At 64.4% G+C, this 19,475-nt stretch carries 20 protein-coding genes; 11 read left to right on the top strand and 9 right to left on the bottom strand.

Annotated features, from left to right (window positions below; all coding sequences use genetic code 11):
- Positions 1-21: 21 nt before the first annotated feature.
- A complete protein-coding gene (locus M3I53_RS17750) occupies positions 22-450 on the bottom strand; it encodes a MarR family winged helix-turn-helix transcriptional regulator (RefSeq protein ID WP_254317197.1) in 429 nt (142 codons plus the stop codon).
- A 143-nt stretch (positions 451-593) separates the two neighbouring features.
- Between M3I53_RS17750 and M3I53_RS17745 the strand changes: the two genes are divergently transcribed.
- Positions 594-962 (top strand): antibiotic biosynthesis monooxygenase, encoded by a 369-nt coding sequence (locus tag M3I53_RS17745; protein ID WP_254317196.1) that lies wholly within the window; start codon positions 594-596, stop codon positions 960-962.
- Between the two features lie 105 nt (positions 963-1,067).
- Here M3I53_RS17745 and M3I53_RS17740 read toward each other — a convergent pair whose 3' ends face one another.
- From M3I53_RS17740 to M3I53_RS17730, 3 genes are all read right to left on the bottom strand, one after another.
- Positions 1,068-1,409 carry an RcnB family protein gene (locus tag M3I53_RS17740; RefSeq protein WP_254317195.1) on the bottom strand — a complete coding sequence of 114 codons (342 nt, stop codon included), beginning with the start codon at positions 1,407-1,409 and terminating at the stop codon, positions 1,068-1,070.
- A 64-nt stretch (positions 1,410-1,473) separates the two neighbouring features.
- The gene (locus M3I53_RS17735) at positions 1,474-1,680 is read right to left on the bottom strand and encodes a hypothetical protein (protein WP_254317194.1); all 207 of its coding nucleotides are present in this window, start codon (positions 1,678-1,680) and stop codon (positions 1,474-1,476) included.
- A 450-nt stretch (positions 1,681-2,130) separates the two neighbouring features.
- Positions 2,131-3,672, bottom strand: a complete 1,542-nt coding sequence (locus M3I53_RS17730) for a methyl-accepting chemotaxis protein (protein WP_302057716.1) — start codon at positions 3,670-3,672, stop codon at positions 2,131-2,133.
- 277 nt (positions 3,673-3,949) lie between these two features.
- Between M3I53_RS17730 and M3I53_RS17725 the strand changes: the two genes are divergently transcribed.
- The 3 genes from M3I53_RS17725 (at position 3,950) to M3I53_RS17715 (ending at position 7,043) form a co-directional block, all read left to right on the top strand.
- Positions 3,950-4,282: an efflux RND transporter permease subunit gene (locus M3I53_RS17725; protein ID WP_254317193.1), complete on the top strand. Its 333-nt coding sequence runs from the start codon at positions 3,950-3,952 to the stop codon at positions 4,280-4,282.
- On the top strand, positions 4,275-5,861 hold the full coding sequence (locus tag M3I53_RS17720) for a protein kinase (RefSeq protein WP_309249528.1): 1,587 nt from the start codon (positions 4,275-4,277) through the stop codon (positions 5,859-5,861). Before M3I53_RS17725 ends, M3I53_RS17720 begins: the two co-directional genes overlap by 8 nt.
- A 192-nt stretch (positions 5,862-6,053) precedes the next feature.
- Positions 6,054-7,043 carry a D-alanyl-D-alanine carboxypeptidase family protein gene (locus M3I53_RS17715; RefSeq protein ID WP_254317192.1) on the top strand — a complete coding sequence of 330 codons (990 nt, stop codon included), beginning with the start codon at positions 6,054-6,056 and terminating at the stop codon, positions 7,041-7,043.
- Here the strand turns inward: M3I53_RS17715 and M3I53_RS17710 are convergent.
- Positions 7,040-7,828, bottom strand: a complete 789-nt coding sequence (locus M3I53_RS17710; RefSeq protein ID WP_254317191.1) for a helix-turn-helix transcriptional regulator — start codon at positions 7,826-7,828, stop codon at positions 7,040-7,042. The two genes, M3I53_RS17715 and M3I53_RS17710, sit on opposite strands and share 4 nt — an antisense overlap.
- Before the next feature lie 108 nt (positions 7,829-7,936).
- On the opposite strand from M3I53_RS17710, the gene M3I53_RS17705 reads away from it, so the two are divergent.
- The gene (locus tag M3I53_RS17705; RefSeq protein WP_254317190.1) at positions 7,937-9,016 is read left to right on the top strand and encodes an alcohol dehydrogenase catalytic domain-containing protein; all 1,080 of its coding nucleotides are present in this window, start codon (positions 7,937-7,939) and stop codon (positions 9,014-9,016) included.
- A 7-nt stretch (positions 9,017-9,023) separates the two neighbouring features.
- Here the strand turns inward: M3I53_RS17705 and M3I53_RS17700 are convergent, their stop codons facing one another.
- Positions 9,024-10,190 carry a radical SAM protein gene (locus tag M3I53_RS17700; RefSeq protein WP_254317189.1) on the bottom strand — a complete coding sequence of 389 codons (1,167 nt, stop codon included), beginning with the start codon at positions 10,188-10,190 and terminating at the stop codon, positions 9,024-9,026.
- A gap of 221 nt (positions 10,191-10,411) precedes the next feature.
- Here M3I53_RS17700 and M3I53_RS17695 point away from each other — a divergent pair, with 221 nt between their 5' ends.
- On the top strand, positions 10,412-10,870 hold the full coding sequence (locus tag M3I53_RS17695) for a VOC family protein (protein WP_254317188.1): 459 nt from the start codon (positions 10,412-10,414) through the stop codon (positions 10,868-10,870).
- A gap of 45 nt (positions 10,871-10,915) precedes the next feature.
- On the opposite strand, the gene M3I53_RS17690 is transcribed toward M3I53_RS17695, so the two are convergent.
- A complete protein-coding gene (locus M3I53_RS17690; RefSeq protein WP_254317187.1) occupies positions 10,916-11,800 on the bottom strand; it encodes a substrate-binding domain-containing protein in 885 nt (294 codons plus the stop codon).
- A gap of 348 nt (positions 11,801-12,148) precedes the next feature.
- On the opposite strand from M3I53_RS17690, the gene M3I53_RS17685 reads away from it, so the two are divergent.
- Entirely contained in the window at positions 12,149-12,337 is a 189-nt protein-coding gene (locus tag M3I53_RS17685; protein ID WP_254317186.1) for a hypothetical protein, read from the top strand.
- A 192-nt stretch (positions 12,338-12,529) separates the two neighbouring features.
- Here the strand turns inward: M3I53_RS17685 and M3I53_RS17680 are convergent, their stop codons facing one another.
- Positions 12,530-12,838: a hypothetical protein gene (locus tag M3I53_RS17680; RefSeq protein ID WP_069266573.1), complete on the bottom strand. Its 309-nt coding sequence runs from the start codon at positions 12,836-12,838 to the stop codon at positions 12,530-12,532.
- Positions 12,839-12,925: 87 nt separating this feature from the next.
- On the bottom strand, positions 12,926-13,798 hold the full coding sequence (locus tag M3I53_RS17675) for a GNAT family N-acetyltransferase (protein ID WP_254317185.1): 873 nt from the start codon (positions 13,796-13,798) through the stop codon (positions 12,926-12,928).
- Positions 13,799-14,037: 239 nt separating this feature from the next.
- Between M3I53_RS17675 and M3I53_RS17670 the strand changes: the two genes are divergently transcribed.
- The 4 genes from M3I53_RS17670 (at position 14,038) to M3I53_RS17655 (ending at position 19,436) form a co-directional block, all read left to right on the top strand.
- A complete protein-coding gene (locus M3I53_RS17670; protein ID WP_254317183.1) occupies positions 14,038-15,528 on the top strand; it encodes an aldehyde dehydrogenase in 1,491 nt (496 codons plus the stop codon).
- 250 nt (positions 15,529-15,778) lie between these two features.
- Positions 15,779-16,447 (top strand): haloacid dehalogenase type II, encoded by a 669-nt coding sequence (locus M3I53_RS17665; RefSeq protein ID WP_254317182.1) that lies wholly within the window; start codon positions 15,779-15,781, stop codon positions 16,445-16,447.
- A gap of 25 nt (positions 16,448-16,472) precedes the next feature.
- The gene (locus M3I53_RS17660; RefSeq protein ID WP_254317181.1) at positions 16,473-17,747 is read left to right on the top strand and encodes an FAD-binding oxidoreductase; all 1,275 of its coding nucleotides are present in this window, start codon (positions 16,473-16,475) and stop codon (positions 17,745-17,747) included.
- A 72-nt stretch (positions 17,748-17,819) separates the two neighbouring features.
- Entirely contained in the window at positions 17,820-19,436 is a 1,617-nt protein-coding gene (locus tag M3I53_RS17655; protein WP_254317180.1) for an ABC transporter substrate-binding protein, read from the top strand.
- Positions 19,437-19,475 lie beyond the last annotated feature (39 nt).

The following is a 19,475-nucleotide window of genomic DNA, read 5'->3' as shown; positions in this document are numbered from 1 at the left end:
TGCGCAAGCAGCGCCGGGCGATCAATCCGGCTCGTCGGTTCCCGCCATATGGTCGAGATTCGCCTGCAATTTCATGATGATGCGGTGCAAGATCTTGATTTCGTTGACGGTTACGCCCTCGGAGAGGCCGTTGACCCAGGGGGCCTGAAGACGCATGGCCGCGTCGAAGGTCTGGCTGCCCTCGTCGGTCAAAACGACAAGCTGCGCGCGGCGGTGGTGAGGGTTGGCCTCGAAGCGGACGAGACCGTCGTTGGCGAGGTCGTTCACGATTCGTTGCACGTTTTGCCGGTTAGCCCCCAGATCCCGGGCGATCCAGGCCACGGGCTGCGGGCGCTCCGCGGCACGGATGGCGCCGAGCATTTGCCAGCGTGCGCTCGTGAGCCCGAGGTCCTCGACCAGGCGGTCGCCCGAGGTGAGCAGTCCGCTATTGAGCCGGAAGAGATCGAGCATGATGCCCGACAGGAGTTCGCCGGCCGGTGTTCTCGCAGGTTCGCGCATATGGCACCTTATTTTCAAATTGACATCATCATGTCAATTTACTATAAATTTGCCATGCCCGGTTGACATCATGCTTTTAGACTCTGGAGTGCACCATGCTGCAATTACGACCGCTTGATCCTTCTTTCCCGATCGAACGCCAGCTTGCCGTTGACGCCGAGCCCGTTGTGCTCGTGAACGTCTTTACACTGGATCTGGCCGATGAGGCGAAGTTTCTCGAGGCCTGGCAGGAAGACGCTGCGTTCATGAAGCGGCAACCCGGTTTTATTTCAACGCAACTCCATCGGTCGATCGGAGAGCAGCCGGCTTATATGAATTACGCTGTCTGGGAATCCACGGCGCATTTTCGGGCGGCGTTCTCTGCGCCGGCGTTCCGGTCGAGTCTGGCCGCTTATCCATCCTCGGTGATCGCGGCGCCGCATATCTTCCAGAAAGTTGCCGTGCCGGGTATTTGCGAGAGTTAGGCCTTTTTGCCGTCGTTGCGGCTTGATTTCAGGTCGCTGCCGGTTGCCGGCCCTTGGCCGCGTGGCGGCGAAGAGCGGGCAAAGCGTGGAAAAACAACGCCATGATCAATGGGTACCGGCGGGCAGAACCGTCGAGATCACGCCGGTCGCGCTGGCAACGAGCACGTAGTCGCCGGCTACGCCGACCCAATGGTAGCCGCGCGGGGGCGCTTTCAGGCCATGCTGGTTCCAGTTTTCGACCACGAAAATCCGGTCACGGTATTCAGGCGGCAGGCGGTCGCCGCGATGCCAGTCGCGATGCGGAATCGCACCGACCGGACGGTTGGCTCTTTCGATCGACGCGGGCGGCGGGTTGCCAGGGCGGTGTTCAGGCTGCGATGCGAACGCGGTGCCTGTCGTTGCGAGCAGGGCGGCAATAATGAAGAATGTCGTGACTTTCGCTTTCATGGTGAATGCTCCAAATAGCGTTCAAGAAAAAAGGAAGTGAGATAAATTTCCTTAGGAATGTTGATCACCCACTAACGGATTCACTTCCACCGGATTCGCTGGCGCGACGCTCGTCGTCGGCGACGCGGTTCGACGTACGCTTCTTGACGAGGGATTCGCCATGCGGGACGGTGCTCGGCATCGGCAAGCGGGCCATGGCCATGAACGGCGCCATCATGAGGAGGCCGGCAATCGCGAACGAGGCGTTGAGTCGGTTGATATACGTGTTCACGGTTTTCTCCTGGTAATGAAATAAAGGATGACTAAATTACCGATGGATTGACTCGAGGTTCGAGGGAAACCCCGGGAAGACTGCGTCCAAATCCAAAGCTTGCAGCAAGTTTACATTTCGTAAGATTTGCTTTCAAGCAACGGGAGCGAAGTTTTAGTGCGGCGTATCGCCTCACAAAATTAGAGCGCGAACACAGAGGAGATGGGCCGCCCGAGCCGCAAGGCGAGCGGCGGCGGGCGTCTCAGTCAGTGGCGGCCAGCCTGCGTTGCACAGACTTGGCCGGAGAACAGGCTCGGGATCGGCAACCGAAAACAGGCACCGGGGCGCAGCGCTGTGCGTCGAGGGCTTTGTCCCCGCATTCGTACGCGACTATTACTTGACCGCCGACGGGGATGCCGGACATGCCGCGGCGGTTATGTCCGAAAGGGCGCGCGCGGCAATCGCTCGAAGTCAGGCAATGGCGCCTTCCCTGAGCCTGAACGCGGCCACGGTCTCGCGAAGCGCGCGCGCCTGCTCGGCCAGCGCATACGTCGCAGCCGATGCCTCCTCCACGAGCGCCGCATTCTGCTGCGTGACCTCGTCCATTTGCGTGACGGCGATGTTCACCTGCTCGATGCCCGTCGACTGTTCGCGCGACGCCGTCGAAATATCCTGCACGGTGCCGGAAACCCGCTGCACGGCTTCGACGATCTCGTCGATGATGTGGCCGGCGTCGGCCACCTGGGACGATCCGCTTTCGACGTGTTCCTTCGACTGCGCGATGAGCGCCTTGATCTCGCGTGCCGCGCTCGCGCTGCGCTGCGCGAGCGTGCGGACTTCGCCCGCGACGACGGCGAAACCGCGGCCTTGCTCGCCCGCGCGCGCCGCTTCGACGGCGGCGTTGAGCGCAAGGATGTTGGTCTGGAACGCAATGCCGTCGATCAAGCCGATGATCTCACCGACCTTGCTCGAACTGTCGGCAATGGATTGCATCGTGCCGACCACGCCGCGCATCACCGGCCCGCCGCGCGCCGCGGTCTGCGCCGCCGTACCTGCAAGCGAGCTGACGTGCTCCGCGTTCTGCGCGTTCATGCGTACGATCGATGTCAGCTCCTCCATGCTCGCGGCCGTTTCTTCAAGCGATGCAGCCTGCTCTTCGGTGCGCGAGGACAGATTCTGGTTGCCCGAGGCAATCTGCGCGCTCGCCGTTGCCACGCCTTCGGCGTTGGCGCGAACTTCGCTCACCACGCGTGCGAGGCTCGTCTGCATTTTCGCAAGCGCCGTGAGCAGTTCCGCGGTTTCGTCGTCGCCATGTGCATGCAGATCGGTCGACAGGTCGCCGTCGGCGACCTCGCGCGCAAAGTTCACGGCGCGGCCCAGCGGGCTCGTGACCGTGCGGCTGAACAGCACGCCGCCCACCAGCGCGAGCAGGAACGCGACCACCATCAGCACGGCGCTCACGATGGTGGCGTGCGCGGCCTGCACCGCGGCCTGGGCGGCCACTTGCGCGTTGGTGGCCGCAATGGTCTGCGCGGCGCGGTCGAGCAGCTGGGCCGGCGCACGATCGACGCCGGCGACCACGGTGTCGCCCGCAACGGGATCGGCGCCCGCCGCCTTGAATGCCTCGAAGCCCTTGCGATACCCCTGGCCCATCGCCTCGTGCGCCTCGGCGAACTGCGCGACGAGCGTGCGCGCTTCGCCTTCTGGGAGCTTCGTTTCGAGCGCGGCGGCGAGATCGTTCACAGAGCGCTCGCGCTTCTGAAACGCGCTCCAGTACCGATCGAGTTTTTGCGGGTCCTTGCCGCGCAGGAGCGTGTCCTTCCACTCCTGCACTTGCAGCTTGAACTCGACGAGCGTGGCCGACACCATGCGCTCGTTCGCGGCAGCGTCCTGCACGGTGGTGCGGTAGGTATCGATGGCCTGGTTGAGCGTGTGGATGCCGTAGAACGCACCCGCCGACATGAGAGTGAGGGACGCGGCGAAAGCGAGGGGAATCTTGCGACTGAGTTTCATAGGGGTCGAATGGCTCGAGATGCAGGGCGCATAGCGCGCCGACCTCCTTATTACGGCTCGAACCAGTCCTTCTTGAGATTTAACGCATTACGCCGGCTTTCGTCATAACAACTGATGCCCAGGACGAAGCCGGTGTGCTGCACGGGCAGGCCGCGATGATTCCGCACGTTGCGCCTTGCTGACGCGGGCCTGCGCTCCGAAGCGCGCCATCATTTTGCGTTGTGCGGACCCTTGCGGTTCGCTTGCGGCGCTGCCGCGGCATAGCCGACACTTTCTGATGATCGTCGCGCCGTCGTCGCCGGGCGGCGCGCTCAATTCGATCGACCTCGGCAATGTCATCGCCACGCAAATCGAGGACCCGCTTACCCAAGATCAACGGTGTGGGCGACGTTACGCTCTTTGGCTCGATCCCGTCAAGCTGCGCAGCTTCGGCGTCGCCGCGTCCGACGTGACGACCGCGCTCACCAGTCAGAACGTGCAGCTCTGCGTCGGCGAACTCGGCGGCGCGCCTGCTACGGACTGCCAGGCGATCAACGCGACGATCTCGGCGTCGAGCCTGATGGCGACGCCCGCCCGCCCGGTTCGACGACATTCTCCTGCGCGTGAATAGCGACGGCTCGAAGGCTTGGCTCCCAGACGTCGCCGGTGTCCAGGTCGGCGGCGATTCGTACGATACGACCTCGGGGCTCGACGGGAAGCCGGCGGCCGCGGTGGCCGTCAAGCTCTGGCGCATTCCTGAAGCATGCAGTCCGAAATGCGGCCCAGGACGCAGTCCAGGCGAGTCACCCGCTAGAATTGCGATGGTCGGCGCTGCGTTGTGCAGCGGCGCTTGCGACTTCCTTGCCATTACTCGATTCAATTCACGCGTGAAGACCGCTACTCTCCAACAACTGCGTGACGGGCAACTCGCCGGCGCACGACAGCTCAAGCTCGCTTGCGGGTTGACCGAATTTCCGCGCGAAATCTTCGATCTCGCCGACACCCTGGAGGTGCTCGACCTCTCGGGCAATGCGCTCACGTCGCTGCCGGACGACCTGCCGAGGCTGCGCCGTCTGCGCATACTGTTCGCTTCGAACAACCCGTTCACCGAGTTGCCGCCCGTCCTCGGCGACTGCGAGTCGCTGAGCATGATCGGCTTCAAGGCGAACCGCATCCGCCGCGTTTCGGGGCGCGCGCTGCCGCCGCAATTGCGCTGGCTGATCCTCACCGATAACGACATCGACGCGCTGCCGCCCGAAATCGGCGAACGTCCGAATCTGCAGAAGCTGATGCTCGCCGGCAACCGGCTGCGCTCGTTGCCCGAGACGATGGCCGCGTGCAGCCGGCTCGAACTGCTGCGGATTTCGGCGAACCGGCTCGACGCCTTGCCCGACTGGCTGTTGCGCCTGCCGCGCCTGGCGTGGCTCGCCTACGCGGGCAATCCGCTGAACGTGGTGCGCGAGCAGGTGGCGCTGGCCGATTCGCCGGTGCCCGATATCGACTGGCATACGCTCGCGCTCGGACAAACGCTCGGCGAGGGCGCGTCGGGCGTGACGCATCGCGCGACGCGTCTGCTGCGCGACGGGCATCCGGTGGAGGCGGTCGCCGTCAAGCTGTTCAAGGGCGCGGTGACGAGCGACGGTTTGCCGGAGCTCGAAATGGCCGCGTGCCTGCAAGCCGGGCCGCACCCGAATCTCATCCCGGTGCTCGGCAAGGCCACGGGCCATCCGCTCGGCGAGCATGGCCTCGTGATGGCGCTGATCCATCCGGCGTTCGTCAATCTCGCTGGGCCTCCTAGCCTCGATTCGTGTACGCGGGACGTCTATGCCGCCGATGTTCTGTTCGACAGGCCGGTTGCGTTGCAGATCGCGCGCGGGATCGCATCGGCGGCGCAGCATCTGCACGGGCGCGGGATCATGCACGGCGATCTCTACGCGCACAACATCCTGCACGACGGCTCAGGGCACGTATTGCTCGGCGACTTCGGCGCGGCGTCCTTTCACGATATCGACGATCGCGCACAGTCCCAGGCGCTCGAGCGCATCGAGGTACGCGCGTTCGGCTGCTTGCTGGAAGAACTGGCGCAACGTCAGGCCGGAGAGGCTAGTGAACGCGACGCCGGGTTCGATGCGCTAATTGCAGACTGTTTCGCCGAGCAAGTCGACAGGCGGCCTTCGTTCGATGAGATTGTCGAACGGCTGTCTGCCTGACGCCATGAAACGGGCGGTTTCGCTGACGCCCGACGAATTTTCGCAAGCCGCTGAATAGTCGGCTTGGAGGACAAGAATTCTGTCCTCTTTCCCACACTCATTCGTGCAACGAGCAACTACAGTTGAATCGTTGGGGATCAGTTGCACGTTGGACCCGCCATCGCCTGATTGCCGTCCCAGGGTGTGAACGCCATGAAAAAATTCCTCAGCGCGCTATTGCTCGCTTCGGCGCCGTTCGTCGCATGGAGCGAGACGCCATTCCTCTATTCACACAGCGCGATCGTGTATGACGTCGCGCGCCACGAAGTCCTGCTCGAAAAGAATGCCGACGAGGCCCAGCCGATCGCGTCGCTCACCAAGCTGATGGCGGCGATGGTCGTGCTGGACAGCGCCCAGCCGTTGGGAGACACGGTGACCGTCGGCAACGACGACATCGATCGGCTCAAGCATACGGGGTCCCGCCTCCCTATCGGTGCGTCGCTCGAGCGGGGAGAGATGCTGCGTCTTGCGCTCATGGCGTCGGAGAACCGCGCTGCATCCGCGCTTTCGCATGCGTTCCCGGGCGGCCAGGCGGCGTTCATCCGGCAGATGAATGAAAAGGCGCGCGCGCTGAATATGGCCCATACGCACTTCGACGATCCAACCGGGCTCTCGCCCGAGAATCTCTCGACGGCGCGCGATGTCGTGAAGATGGCGGACGCCGCGGCGCGCTATCCGTTGATCGGCGAATACACGACGCTTCCCCGTTACGAAGAGGCGATCGGCACGAGGACGCGGTTTTATCACAACACCGACCCGATAGTGAGTTCAGCCGACTGGGACGTGCTGGTCGCAAAGACAGGCTATATCCGCGAGGCGGGGCGCTGCATCGTGGTCGATGCGAACATGCCGAACGGGCAGGTAATGATTGCGCTGCTCGGCTCGCGAACCTCGTGGGGACGCTCTGCCGATCTCGTCACGATACGGCGTTGGCTGAACGGCGACGACACGCCCGTCGTCGAACCGCGCTATTACGCAAGCGCCCGTGCGCATCATCACTATTCGATGCTCGCGCGTTCGCACGGCGTCAGTGTGCGGCTCGCATCGTACCGAAGCGCCCCGACGTCCGGTGCGCACCGGCAGAGCGTCAAACACCATGCCGGCAAGCGGGCGCACCATACGCTGGTTGCGGCAACAGGCTAAACGGCATCCGCGCCGATCGGTGTGTAGATCGCGAGCTTCAGCGCCGGATCGTCGTTCGCCTGAAACGTTGCGTACTCGTAGCGCTGCGTACCGTGCTTCGCGTGCGCCAGGACCTTCTGGCCCGACGCGCCGCTGCGCACGTCGTGCGCACTCCACCACCTCGCGAACTCGTCGCTGCCTGAACGCAGCCGCTCGATCAGCTCGACGAACGCAGCGTCGCCCGCATAGAGATCGTGACTCGTGCGAAACAGCGCGATCATGCGGCGGGCTTCGTCGGACCAGCTCGCGCCAAAGAGCCTCCGTGCCTCGGGTTCGATGAACATGTAGATCATGATGTTGCGATCTTCCGCAGCGAGGCGATCGAAGCCCAGCAGTTCGGAGGCGGCGTCGTTGCACAGGAGGATGTCCCAGCGCCGGCCGGTCACGTAAGCCGGCAGACCGAGACTGGCGACGATCCGCGCAAGGGTGGGCGGCACGCTCTCGCGGGTGAAGACGCGCGGCTCGCCGCGCTGCGCGAGCGCGCGCAAATGGGCGGCTTCCGCCTCGTCGAGCCGCAGTGCATGGGCCAGCGCATCGAGCGTCGCATCCGAAGGGCTGACCGCGCGCCCCTGCTCGAGCCGGATATACCAGTCGACGCCGATACCCGCCAGTTCCGCGACTTCTTCACGCCGCAGGCCGGGCGTGCGGCGGCGCCGGCCGCCGCCCAGGCCAACGTCATCGGGTCTGAGCTTCTTGCGCCGGGAGCGCAGAAATTCGCCGAACTGGGTTTGTGTCGTGGCTGTCATCGCGTTCGCTTCGTGCAGGGAGGGACTGCGCTGTCCTGGGATAGGGCGGGGCCTTGTTGCCCATTCTAAGCCTGCCAGAATCGGCTCGTTCCCCCTTCTGGAAGCACCATGAAAGCTGCCATTCTGAAAACCCTCAACGCGCCGCTCACGATCGAGCAGATACCGGACCCCTCCGCCGGCACCGGCGAGGTCATCGTGGACGTCGTAGCGGCGCCGGTGTTGTCCTATGCGCAGGAGGTGTTCAGCGGAGAACGCCGCTATCCCATCGAGCTGCCGATCGTGCCTGGCTGCGGGGCGATCGGCCGGGTTCGAACCATCGGCCCGGATGCGACGAAACTGCAACCGGGCGACTGGGTGTTCTGCGATCCGACGGTGCGCGCTCGCGATGACGCGCTCATGCCCGACATCGTGCTGCAGGGCTGGAGCGCGCGCGGCGAGGGCGGCCAGAAATTGCAGCGCTATTTTCATGACGGCCCGTTTGCGGAACGCCTAAGGGTGCCGACCGAAAACGCGGTGCGTATCGGCGAAATCGATCCGGCCGACGCCGCCCGATGGTGTGCGCTCAATACGCTGCTCGTGCCTTATGGCGGCCTGCTCGCGTCCGATCTGCGGGCGGGCGAGATCTTGCTCGTGAGCGGCGCGACCGGCAACTTCGGCAGCGCGTGCGTCGCGGTCGCGCTCGCCATGGGTGTGCGGTGCGTCGTAGCACCTGGGCGCAACGTACAGGCGCTCGACAAACTGGCGCGCAAATTCGGCGAGCGGGTGCGAACCGTGGCCCTTTCCGGCGACGAAGCAACGGACCGCGAACGCATGCAACAGGCGGCGCCTGGGCCGATCGACTGCGTGATGGACCTGATGCCGCCATCGGTTCCGGCGACGACGGTGCGCGCCGCGGTGATGGCGGTGCGCCCATACGGGCGCGTGGTCCTGATGGGCGGTGTCGGCATGCTCGGTGGCGCCGGGCTCGAACTGCCTTATCCGTGGATCATGCGCAATGACATTACGGTGCGGGGCAAGTGGATGTACCCAACGCACGCCGTGACGCTCATGACAGGTTTGATTCGCGGCGCACTGCTCGATCTGGGCCATTTCGACGTGACGACCTTCGCGCTCGAAGATGCGAACGAGGCCGTCGCGCATGCGGCGGCGAACGGCGGCCCGTTCTGCATGACGGTGATCTGCCCATAGCCTCGACTCATGCGCCTTGCGGCGATGAACGGTGTGCGCCGTTGCGTCCTGCCAGTGCGCCAAGCGCCGTTCGGGGTAATTCTTCAGTGGCGAGCGCCCACAGCGAATACGCCACGCCGCGTTGGAACAACAGGCTGACAGCACTGCGAAGCTCGCCCCTGCCCAGCGCATAGACCGAGTCAGTGACGGCCTTGGCGCCGTGCATCAGCACGCTGGCGTGGCGGTAGCACCCCATCATGCAGGCGTTGCATGGTTCGCGTTGATCGGGCAGGCGGTCGAGGTCGAACACGGAGCCCATGGGCTCATGCCACGGTTCGCAACGCCAGACGTCGAGGTTCCAGTCGATATAAAAATACTTGCTGCCGGCGATACACGGAATGAGTTGCTGCTCGCCGCGCACGAACCGCGCGACCTCGTTCAGTGCGGCGCCCGGGTCCATCACGCGGAAGCGCTTCTTCAGGGCCTCGATGGCACTCAACGCTTCGAGTAGTTCGTCGCGGCTGAGGTCGACGAGCTTCGATTTTTCGTCGTAAACCAGCGATGTGGAACCGAATGCTTCGCGCCGTGGGTAGGAGAACACCACGGAATCGAAGCCAAGCTGGCTGAGCGTCTCGGGAAGCGCTGCGTAACGGACCAGATGGCTCACCGTAACCGTTGCGCAGACCGGAATGCCGAACGAGTGCGCCTGGGCGATGCCCTCGCGGATGCGGGCCGCAAGGCCGGGCAGGCCGCGATTGCGCTCGTGCTCGCTCATGTCGGCACTATCGATCGAGATAAGGAGCCGCTTGAGGCCGGCGGCGGCCAGTTGCTTGATGTGGCGGGGGAGGAACCAGCCGTTCGTAATCACGCCGCACTGGATGCCGGCTTTCGTGGCCGAGCTTACGAGCGATTCGATCTGCGGGTGAACCAGAGGCTCGCCGCCCTGCAGCGTCATGTAGCGGATCTTGCGTCTGCGCAGCATCGGCATTGCGCGCGCGAACGCATCAGGATCGAGATAGCGGCGCGGGCCTGCCATTTTCTTTTCACGCGAAAAACCGCAGAAGTCGCATGCAGCGTTGCAAACGTTCGTCACCGAAACGTCGCAGACCGCAGGCAGCGGATTGCGGGGCTCGCTCGCGCCGTTGCTTACATTTGGCAGACTGCGCCACTTGATGGTCCGCTCTGTCCTGTCCATGGTGCCCTCGAGGTTTGCCAAATCGTTCCGCACGAACCATCATAGGTTACACACGGCACACGGGCCGCATCGGGAACGATATTTGTTCAATACTGGCTCAAACCGATCCTGTTCGACTGGCTAGTGTCCGACGCCCGCGATCCCGATACTTGACGGCGTCTCACCGGGCAGTTCCGGGCGGGTTCGTGAACGCCATGCAGGGGTTGCAGAAGGAGAGGGAAATGGTTGACACCACAACCACCAAGCCGCGCGTCATCGGCTTCAATCACATCGCGCTGGAAGTCGGCGATATCGAGGAAGCGCTGGTTTTCTATGGCCGCATCTTCGACTTTCAGTTGCGCGGCAAGAGCAGCACGATGGCCTTCATCGATCTTGGTGATCAATTCATCGCGTTGCAGGCGGGACGCAAGCAGCCTGCCGATGACGGCCGGCATGTCGGCCTCGTTGTCGATGACAAGGAGGCGGCGCGCGCCGCGCTCGCGGCGGCGGGCGTGAAGCCGCTGGACGGTCCGTTTCTGGACTTTCGCGACCCCTGGGGCAATCGCATCGAAATCGTGGGCTACGACAACATCCAGTTCACGAAGGCTCCGAACGTCCTGCGCGGCATGGGCCTCACGCACCTGACCAAGAACGAAAGCGCGAAGAAAGAACTGGCCGAAAAAGGGATGGCGGCGAGTTGATGTCCAACTTTCGGTGATGGCCGATCGGCGGGACGGCTGCTTCGCTCAATTCGGTTGAGGTTGCGGTTCTTGTGGCGGCAGTTGCAGCGGCGGTTGAGGTGCCGGTTGCGGTTGTGGCTGCAGCAGCGGCAGCGGAGGAGGTTGCGGCGCCGTGATCGGTTCGAGCCCGCTGTGCGTGATCGCGGCCGCCGCCTCGGGCGAGGACAGAAAGCGGATCAGCGCTTCTGCGCCGACAGGATTTCTCGCTGTGGTCGCGATGCCGCCGGAGTACACCGTGTAACGTTGTACTTCCTCGGGCAGACTGCCGACCACCGTTATCCCCTTCACCGGTAACAGTTCCACGACCTGTTGCAAGCCGATCTCGGCGTCGCCGTTCGCGACGACGGTGGCGACGCGCTCGGCGGAAACCATTCGGCTCCTGCTTTTCAAGCGCCCGTCAAGGCCCAGACGCGAGAACAATTCGTTGGCGATATAGACGCCGCTCGCACTATCCGGAAAGACAATCGACTTCGCTGCAAGCAGTGCGCGGCGCAAAGCGTCGACCGTGCTGACGTCCGGCTTCGGCGCGCCCTCGCGCACCACGAGGCCGATTGGCGAGCGTGCGAAATCCACCTTGCTGCCAGGCACTACGTTGCCGGCGCGAACCTGGTCGTCGAGCGCATCGCTGACCACGATCAGCACGTCGGCCCACTCGCCACGCGCAAACCGCACGGGAATCGCATTCAGGGCGTTGCCCGTTGGGGCCCCCCAGACGGTGGCCAGCGTATAGCCGCTCTCGTCCTCGAATTGCGGGCCCAGATCACGATACGCCGGCGCAAACCAGCCCGACATCATGACTTTCACCTGGTCTGCCAGACACACGCCGGGGCCCAGTAACGCGAACGCGATGCACAGCGCGAGTGCGCGAACCCTTAGCTTGTGGATAGTCACGGTTGCGCCCCATCTCGATCGACTGAACCGGCACCACGGACGTATCGCTCCCCATTTGCAACCAAAGCGTGCAACGACAGCATGTGCTGAAAAGGCGCGATGAAAGCGCTTCGTGGAGACGACCTTTTGCATCGTTTATACAACACGTTCGTTTGCACACACACTGGTTTTCTTCGCCTCTGATAGTCTTTTCCCAGCGACAGTTCGGGCGGTTATCAAACTTGACGCGTGCGATCGTGAAATCGAAAACAGGGGGGCTTATCCATGTTGCATTGGCTTTCGAACTTGATTGCCCACAATGCCGCAACGCCGGAGAAGCAGGCTCAACGCGCGCTCAGTGAATTGCGCATGGCACTCTTCCAGGCCGAACAGCGGGTTCTGGATGCGCAATTGCAGGCCGAGTATTACCGCACGCGAATTGCGTTTTGCGAGGAAGTGCTGAAAGCCGGCATAGAACAGGTGTCGGACCTGCGCAAAGGGCAACGTGAGGCGGTTACGCACGACTTGCGTCCGAACCTGAAGCTCACGACTTCGTAACAGTCGGGTGCGGTAGGAAGAAACTTCTTCGCAGTGACGTTTGCGCGTCGCTTGCCGGATCGAATACTCGGTATTCCGAATTATCCGGTTCGGCGATTCACCTTTGGCGACCAGCGGCCGATGTGCGCCCAGCCGGGCGCCATCGCTCTCTCTCTCTTCTTTCCGGTAGCCGGCAGAACGATCGACGCACCGCTAGACGCGCGGGAGGTCGTCGATGGATTTTTCGACGTTACCGTCCGGCACTTCCAGATCGATTCCATCGATTCCATTGGGATGCGGCACCGGCTTGATCTTCGGGCCGAGAAATCTCATGCCGCCCAGCGTAAATACCGAATACACCACGGCGCCCGAGCGGATGTCGTTGGTGACGGCCGCCACTTCTGAGATGGTGGGTGTCGAGAGCCAGTCATGCGTCTGGGGATCGATCAGCGCCCAGCGCACGTGTGTTACGCGGTCCGTTGAGGAGCTGATGCGGACACCGTCGATACCGTAGGTAGCCATAGCCGTCACCCTCGTGGCGAGAATCCTAATGGTAATCCGTTCGCTGCCCGGGTGGTAGCACGCCGGAGGCCGTCCATTCGACCGCGCTCACCACACCGCCTGGCTTGTGATTGCAAACTGCTTGAACTCGGTATCGACGTGCAAAGGCGCGCCGAGTTCCGTCTTCTCGATGTGATCGACGAGCGGCAGCCCCACGCCTTCGAGCCAGTCGGAGAGGCCCAGATCGACGGGCGTATCGATGCGCACGAACATGCCCGCGTTGGAGGCGAGCCAATGGCTGATCAGCGCCTTGGCGCGGCAGGCATCCGGCGAATCGGGGGCGATCACGGGACCGATCACGTGCCCGTCGCCAAAGCGGCGAAAGAGGGCGAAGCCGATCAGTTCGCCATCGCGGTCGAGCGCGATGCCGCTCGCCTGATCGAGCAGTTTCGGCAGCATGTCCGAGCGGTCGAGGCCGCTTGCGCGCGTCGCCAGCTCGATGAGGCGCGGCCGGTCGCTGGCGCCGATCGGGCGCAGCCGCTCGCCCGCGGGCAGCGAGACGAGCGGCGGCTGAAACGCCGCGCCCTGGTGCTGGTGAATGCGGCCGATGCGCGTAAAGCCGAGCCGCTCGACGAGCGGCCAGCCCGTGTCGCTCGCATGGAGCAGCAGCGTGCGCGAAGCGAGCGCCTGCATCCAGTGCTCGATCATGGCCCGGCCAATGCCGCGGCGTTGATGACTGGGCTTGACGATCAGCATGCCGAGCGTCGCCGCGTTGGGACCGAACAGCCACGAGAAAGCCGTGCCGACGAGCGAGCCGCTTTCGTCCACGGCCACGATGCCTTCGCCGATGCGGGCGGCGAAACGCCAGTCTTCTGGGCGGTGCCGCCAGCGCACCGCCGTCGACAACGCATGCGCGGCGGGCAGATCGTCGGCAGTAAATGCGCGGAAGGTGATGACGCTGTTCAGCTTTGGGTCGGACACGCCGGCCTCCAGATTCCGTATACGCGTCCCGTGACTATCGCATCGCCCGCCGTGGCTGACTAGGACGATCTTCCTGTTTGCGGGCGTGCCCGGCCGGCGCCCGTGATGCAATGCAAAACGCGGGGTTGGACGGTCAATAACGCGTCGATTCTGCTGATTGGGCTTTTTTGTCGGCGAAATATGCGGTGGCAGTGGGCCTACGATATTTCCCATCGAGACCAAGTCGAGGGAACCCAGTCATGGACCAGTTCGATCCCGCCGCAGTGGCTGCCTCAGCGGCTGAAAAAGCCGGCCATTTCATCGGCGGAGAGTGGGTCGTCGAAGGCGCGGCGCGCATCGGGGTCGCGCGGCCATCGGACGCCGTCGTCTATGCCTCTGTACCGATTGGCGATGCGCATCTCGTGGATCGCGCCGTCGACAACGCAAAACGCGCGTTTCGCGCGAGCGGCTGGCCACGCATGGCGCCGCGCGAGCGCGCCCGCATCCTGCGCCGCTTCGCGGACCTGATCGCCGCCGACACCGCCACCCTCGCGCCGCTCGAAGCGCTCGGCTCGACGCGGCCCGTGCGCGACGTCTGCGCGTGGGACGTGCCGTTCACGGTGGAAGGCATCCGCTTCTATGCCGAGTTCGCCGACAAGGTCGGCGGCGAGGTCGTGGCCACCGATCACGACCATCTGGGCATGACTATCGCCGAGCCGTATGGCGTGGTCGGCGCGATCGCGCCGTGGAATTTCCCGCTCGTGATGGCGTCGTGGAAGATCGGTCCGGCGCTCGCGGCGGGCAATGCCGTGGTGCTCAAGCCTTCGGAGATGACGCCGTTCTCGGTGCTGCGTCTGGCCGAACTCGCGATCGAGGCAGGCATTCCCCCCGGCATCTTCAACGTGGTGCAGGGCGACGGCGCGACGACGGGCGACGCACTCGTGCGCCACCGGGACATCGCGAAAATCACGTTCACGGGATCGACGCGCGCGGGCTCGGCGATCATGGCGGCGTGCGCGCAAAGCGGCACGAAGCCGGTCACGCTGGAGCTGGGCGGTAAGAGCCCGCAAATCGTGTTCGCGGACGCGCCGAAGCTCGACGAGGTCGCGCGCCGCATCGCCGGCGCGATTGCGGGCAACGCGGGGCAAGTGTGCGTGGCCGGTTCGCGGCTGCTGGTCGAGCGCACCGTTGCGGACGAGCTCGTTGCGCGCATCGAGCAGGCGTTCGCCGCGCTGCGCGCCGGCGCGACGTGGGCTTCGGGCACCACGCTGCCGCCCATCATTTCGGCAACCCAGGCCGCGCGCATCGAAGCAATTGTCGAGCGCAGCGTGGCCGAAGGCGCCACGCTCTACTGCGGCGGCCGCCGCGCGGACGCACCCGTGCCCGGCGCGTTCTACCTGCCCACCATCCTCACCGGCGTGACGGCGCAAACCGAGGCGGTGCGCGCCGAGATCTTCGGCCCGGTGCTCACGGTGCAGACCTTCGACACCGAGGAAGAAGCGCTCGCGCTTGCCTCGCATCCCGAATACGGCCTCGCGGCCGGCGTGCACACCGCGGACATCGGCCGCGCGCTGCGGCTCGTGCGCGCGCTGGATGCCGGCACCGTGTGGGTCAACCGCTACGGCCGCAGCAACGATTTCATGATCCCGACGGGCGGCTACAAACGTTCGGGCATGGGCAAGGATCTCGGGCGCCAAGGTTACGAAGCGCACCTGCGTTTCAAGAGCGTGCTGATCGATACGAGAGGCTGACGCCATGCTGACTGAAATGCTGGCGAATCACGCTGGAAAACGCACGGTCATGCGGCTATTACCTGCGCAATGGCGCCACCGCAGATTCTGCTGTGGCGGCCCCTGCAAACGCGTGGTTTATACCGTGCAGGCCCCACGATTCGACGCCAACCCCAAATTTTGCGCTGTTTAAATTTTCCACAGGGACGCACTTCCACCTGTTTTCGCCACTGAGCCCCAAGCGGGTTCATCACACGAAAGGATTGCCATCATGATCGATTTCGAGCCGAAGTACATCACGTTCGACTGCTACGGCACGCTGACGAAGTTCCGCATGGCCGACATGGCGCGCGAGCTGTACGGCGACCGCCTCAAGGGCGCCGATCTCGAGAAGTTCGTCGCGTTCTTCGCGGGCTATCGCCGCGACGAGGTGCTCGGCGCATGGAAGCCGTACCGCGACGTGGTCGTCAATTCGGTGCGCCGCGCCTGCAAGCGCATGAACGTCGAGTTCGTCGAGTCCGAAGCCGAAAAGTTCTACACCGCCGTGCCGACATGGGGCCCGCACCCGGACGTCCCCGAAGGCCTCTCGCGCCTCGCGAAGAAGTACAAGCTCGTGATTCTCTCGAACGCTTCGGACGACCAGATCCAGAGTAACGTCGACAAGCTCGGCGCGCCGTTCCACCGCGTGTTCACGGCGCAGCAGGCGCAGTCGTACAAGCCGCGCATGCAGGGCTTCGAGTACATGTTCGACCAACTGAACTGCAACCCCGGCGACGTGCTGCATGTTTCGTCGAGCCTGCGCTACGACCTCATGACGGCGCACGACATGGGCATCAAGCACAAGGCGTTCGTCAAGCGCGGCCACGAGCCGGGCACGCCGTACTACGAGTACTACGAAGTCGAGACGATCGGCGAACTCGCTTCGCAACTGGGTCTGTGAGATCAGCGATAGCCAAGGCCGCCCGATGAAGCTCGACTCCTACTGGCTCGATACCGCCCCTGGCGGTCTGCTCGCAAGCGAGGGACCGGTGGAGGGCCGCGTGGACGTCGCCGTGGTTGGCGGCGGCTTCACGGGGCTTTCCGCGGCGCTCGCGTTTGGCCGCCGCGGCGCGAGCGTCGCGGTGCTGGACGCGGGCCGCATGGGCGGCGGCGCATCGGGGCGCAACGGCGGCCAGTGCAACACCGGCGTGGCGCAGGACTATGCGGCGCTGCGCGGGCAACTGGGCGTCGAACGCGCGCAGGGTTGCTACCGCGCTTACGCGGCGGCCGTCGATACGGTCGAGCGGCTGATTCGCGAAGAGGGCATCGACTGCGACTATCTCGCCTCGGGCAAGCTCAAGCTCGCGGCGAAACCGCATCACCTCGAACACCTCGAACGCACGGCCGACCTGATTCGCCGCGAAGTCGATCCGGACGTCGAGATCATCGGCCGCGAACAGATTCGCAGTGAAGTGGAATCGGACAGCTTCCATGGCGGAATGCTTCAAAAGCACGGCGGCCAGATGCACATGGGTCGCTTCGCGGTCGGGCTCGCGAACGCCGCTGTACGACGGGGCGCACAGCTCTACGAACACGCCGCCGTGACGTCCATCGCGAAAGAGGGCGGCGGCTATCGCGTGGAGTCGGCGCGCGGAACGTTGCACGCGCAACAGGTATTGATCGCCACGGGCCCTTCGCGGCATGGGCCGTTCGCGTGGTACCGGCGGCGTCTTGCGCCGGTCGGCTCGTTCATCGTCGTGACGGAACCGCTGCCGCCCTCGCAGCTCATGCGGCTGCTGCCCTATCGCCGCTCGTACACGACGAGCCGCCTTATGCACAACTATTTCCGCGTAACGCCGGATTCGCGCCTGCTGTTCGGCGGCCGGGCGCGCTTCACGGCGTCGGAGCAGCCGTCCGATGCCAGGAGCGGCCGCATCCTGCAGCGCAATCTCGCGCAGTTCTTTCCGGCGCTCGCGAGCGTGCGTATCGACTACTGCTGGGGCGGGCTCGTCGATATCACCGCGGACCGCTTGCCGCGCGCGGGCCAGCACGAAGGCGTGTGGTTCTCGATGGGCTACAGCGGTCACGGCACGCAGATGTCGACGCATATGGGCCAGGTGATGGCCGACGTGATGAGCGGCAACCCGTCCGCGAATCCGTGGCGCGATTTCGCATGGCCTGCCATTCCGGGGCACACGGGCAAACCGTGGTTTTTGCCGCTCGTCGGTGCGTACTACCAGATCAAAGACGCTTTTTACTGACCCTGCTTTTCCACAACACACAGCCTCGATACGTCGAGCTGCGGCCCCCCACATCAGACGCGGAGAAGTTTCATGAGCATCGACAAATCGCTTGAAGACATGGCTCACCCGGGCGTGCGGCTCGATGAATTGACGAAGCGCGGCGCCTCGCGCCGCGACCTCCTTCGCGCGATGGTCGCGGGGGGCATGATGTCGATGACGGGCGCGGGCCTGCTCGCCGCGAGCGGCGCCGCCTTCGCACAGGAGAAGCCGAAGCAGGGCGGCAAGATCCGCGTGGCGACCCAGTCGTCTTCCGCCTCGGACACGCTCGATCCCGCGAAGGAGTCGGTGTCCACCGACTATGTGCGCGCGAACATGCTGTACAACGGCCTGACCGAGTACGACTCGCACCTCGGCGCGCAGATGGCCCTTGCGCAGTCACTGGAAACAAAGGACGCGACGGTGTGGGTCGTGAAGCTGCGCAGCGGCGTGCAGTTCCACGACGGCAAGGCGCTCGCGCCCGCCGATGTGGTGTACTCGCTGATGCGCCACAAGGACGCCGCCGTGGGCTCGAAGGTCAAGACGCTCGCCGACCAGTTCCAGGACGTGAAGGCCACGGGTCCGAACGAAGTGACGATCACGCTTTCGGGCGCGAATGCCGACCTGCCCGTGATTCTTGCCGACTCGCACTTCATGATCGTCAAGGACGGCGCGAACGACTTCAAGACGGCCGTGGGCACCGGCCCGTTCAAGCTCAAGGAGTTCTCGCCGGGCGTGCGCACGGTCGTCGTGCGCAACGAGCGCTACTGGAAGCCGGGCCTGCCGCATCTGGACGAGATCGAACTGGTCGGTATCGGCGACGAATCGGCGCGCGTGAACGCGCTGCTCTCGGGCGACGTGCAGCTCATCAACCAGGTGAGCCCGCGCTCGACCTCGCGCATCAAGGGGACGCCTGGCTTCGCGGTGAAGGAGACAAAGACGGGCCAGTACACCGACCTCATCATGCGCGACGAGGGCGGCGTCACGGGCAACGCCGACTTCCGCCGCGGCATGATGCACCTGTTCGACCGCGAGCAGATCCGCAACGCCGTATTCCTCGGCTATGGCGCGATCGGCAACGACCAGCCCATCGATCCGACCAACAAGTATTTCTTTGCCGGCCTGCCGGAACGCACGTTCGATCCGCAGAAGGCCAGGTTCTACTTCCAGAAGGCAAAGCTCGGCAGCACGCCGCTGCAGATCTACGCCTCGCCGGCCGCGGACGGCTCCGTCGAAATGGCGATGCTGCTGCAGCAGGTCGCGCCGCAGGCGGGCCTGAACCTTCAGGTGGTGCGCACGCCCGGCGACGGCTACTGGTCGAACCACTGGATGAAGCACCCGCTGACTTTCGGCAACATCAACGCGCGCCCGAGCGCCGACGTGATCTTCACGCAGTTCTTCAAGTCGGATGCGCCGTGGAACGAGGCGAACTGGAAGGACCCGAAGTTCGACCAGATGCTGCTGGCCGCGCGCGGCGAGCCGGATGAGGAAAAGCGCAAGAAGATCTACGGCGATATGCAGGTGCTCGTGCACAGCGACGGCGGCATCGGCATTCCGCTGTTTCTCAGTTCGCTCGACGCGCACACGACGAAACTCAAGGGCCTCGGTTCGATTCCGATTGCCGGGCTCATGGGCTTCAAGTTTGCCGAGAACGTCTGGCTCGAGGCGTAGTTCGAGGTGTGATGTTTGCGGCCGGTGTGCGCCTGGATG

The sequence above is a fragment of the Paraburkholderia sp. CNPSo 3272 genome (genome assembly GCF_024206495.1).
Classification (GTDB): domain Bacteria; phylum Pseudomonadota; class Gammaproteobacteria; order Burkholderiales; family Burkholderiaceae; genus Paraburkholderia.
Note: the sequence above shows the minus strand (reverse complement) of the source record. Positions and strands in the feature narration are given on the sequence as shown.

Coding starts and splice junctions, on each gene's coding strand:
- M3I53_RS17715 (WP_254317192.1), top strand. CDS start 6,054: ATGAAAAAATTCCTCAGCGCGCTATTGCTCGCTTCGGCGCCGTTCGTC.
- M3I53_RS17730 (WP_302057716.1), bottom strand. CDS start 3,672: ATGAAACTCAGTCGCAAGATTCCCCTCGCTTTCGCCGCGTCCCTCACT.
- M3I53_RS17750 (WP_254317197.1), bottom strand. CDS start 450: ATGCTCGATCTCTTCCGGCTCAATAGCGGACTGCTCACCTCGGGCGAC.
- M3I53_RS17660 (WP_254317181.1), top strand. CDS start 16,473: ATGAAGCTCGACTCCTACTGGCTCGATACCGCCCCTGGCGGTCTGCTC.
- M3I53_RS17665 (WP_254317182.1), top strand. CDS start 15,779: ATGATCGATTTCGAGCCGAAGTACATCACGTTCGACTGCTACGGCACG.
- M3I53_RS17725 (WP_254317193.1), top strand. CDS start 3,950: ATGATCGTCGCGCCGTCGTCGCCGGGCGGCGCGCTCAATTCGATCGAC.
- M3I53_RS17700 (WP_254317189.1), bottom strand. CDS start 10,190: ATGGACAGGACAGAGCGGACCATCAAGTGGCGCAGTCTGCCAAATGTA.
- M3I53_RS17710 (WP_254317191.1), bottom strand. CDS start 7,828: ATGACAGCCACGACACAAACCCAGTTCGGCGAATTTCTGCGCTCCCGG.
- M3I53_RS17680 (WP_069266573.1), bottom strand. CDS start 12,838: ATGGCTACCTACGGTATCGACGGTGTCCGCATCAGCTCCTCAACGGAC.
- M3I53_RS17655 (WP_254317180.1), top strand. CDS start 17,820: ATGAGCATCGACAAATCGCTTGAAGACATGGCTCACCCGGGCGTGCGG.
- M3I53_RS17670 (WP_254317183.1), top strand. CDS start 14,038: ATGGACCAGTTCGATCCCGCCGCAGTGGCTGCCTCAGCGGCTGAAAAA.
- M3I53_RS17745 (WP_254317196.1), top strand. CDS start 594: ATGCTGCAATTACGACCGCTTGATCCTTCTTTCCCGATCGAACGCCAG.
- M3I53_RS17685 (WP_254317186.1), top strand. CDS start 12,149: ATGGCACTCTTCCAGGCCGAACAGCGGGTTCTGGATGCGCAATTGCAG.
- M3I53_RS17705 (WP_254317190.1), top strand. CDS start 7,937: ATGAAAGCTGCCATTCTGAAAACCCTCAACGCGCCGCTCACGATCGAG.
- M3I53_RS17740 (WP_254317195.1), bottom strand. CDS start 1,409: ATGAAAGCGAAAGTCACGACATTCTTCATTATTGCCGCCCTGCTCGCA.
- M3I53_RS17695 (WP_254317188.1), top strand. CDS start 10,412: ATGGTTGACACCACAACCACCAAGCCGCGCGTCATCGGCTTCAATCAC.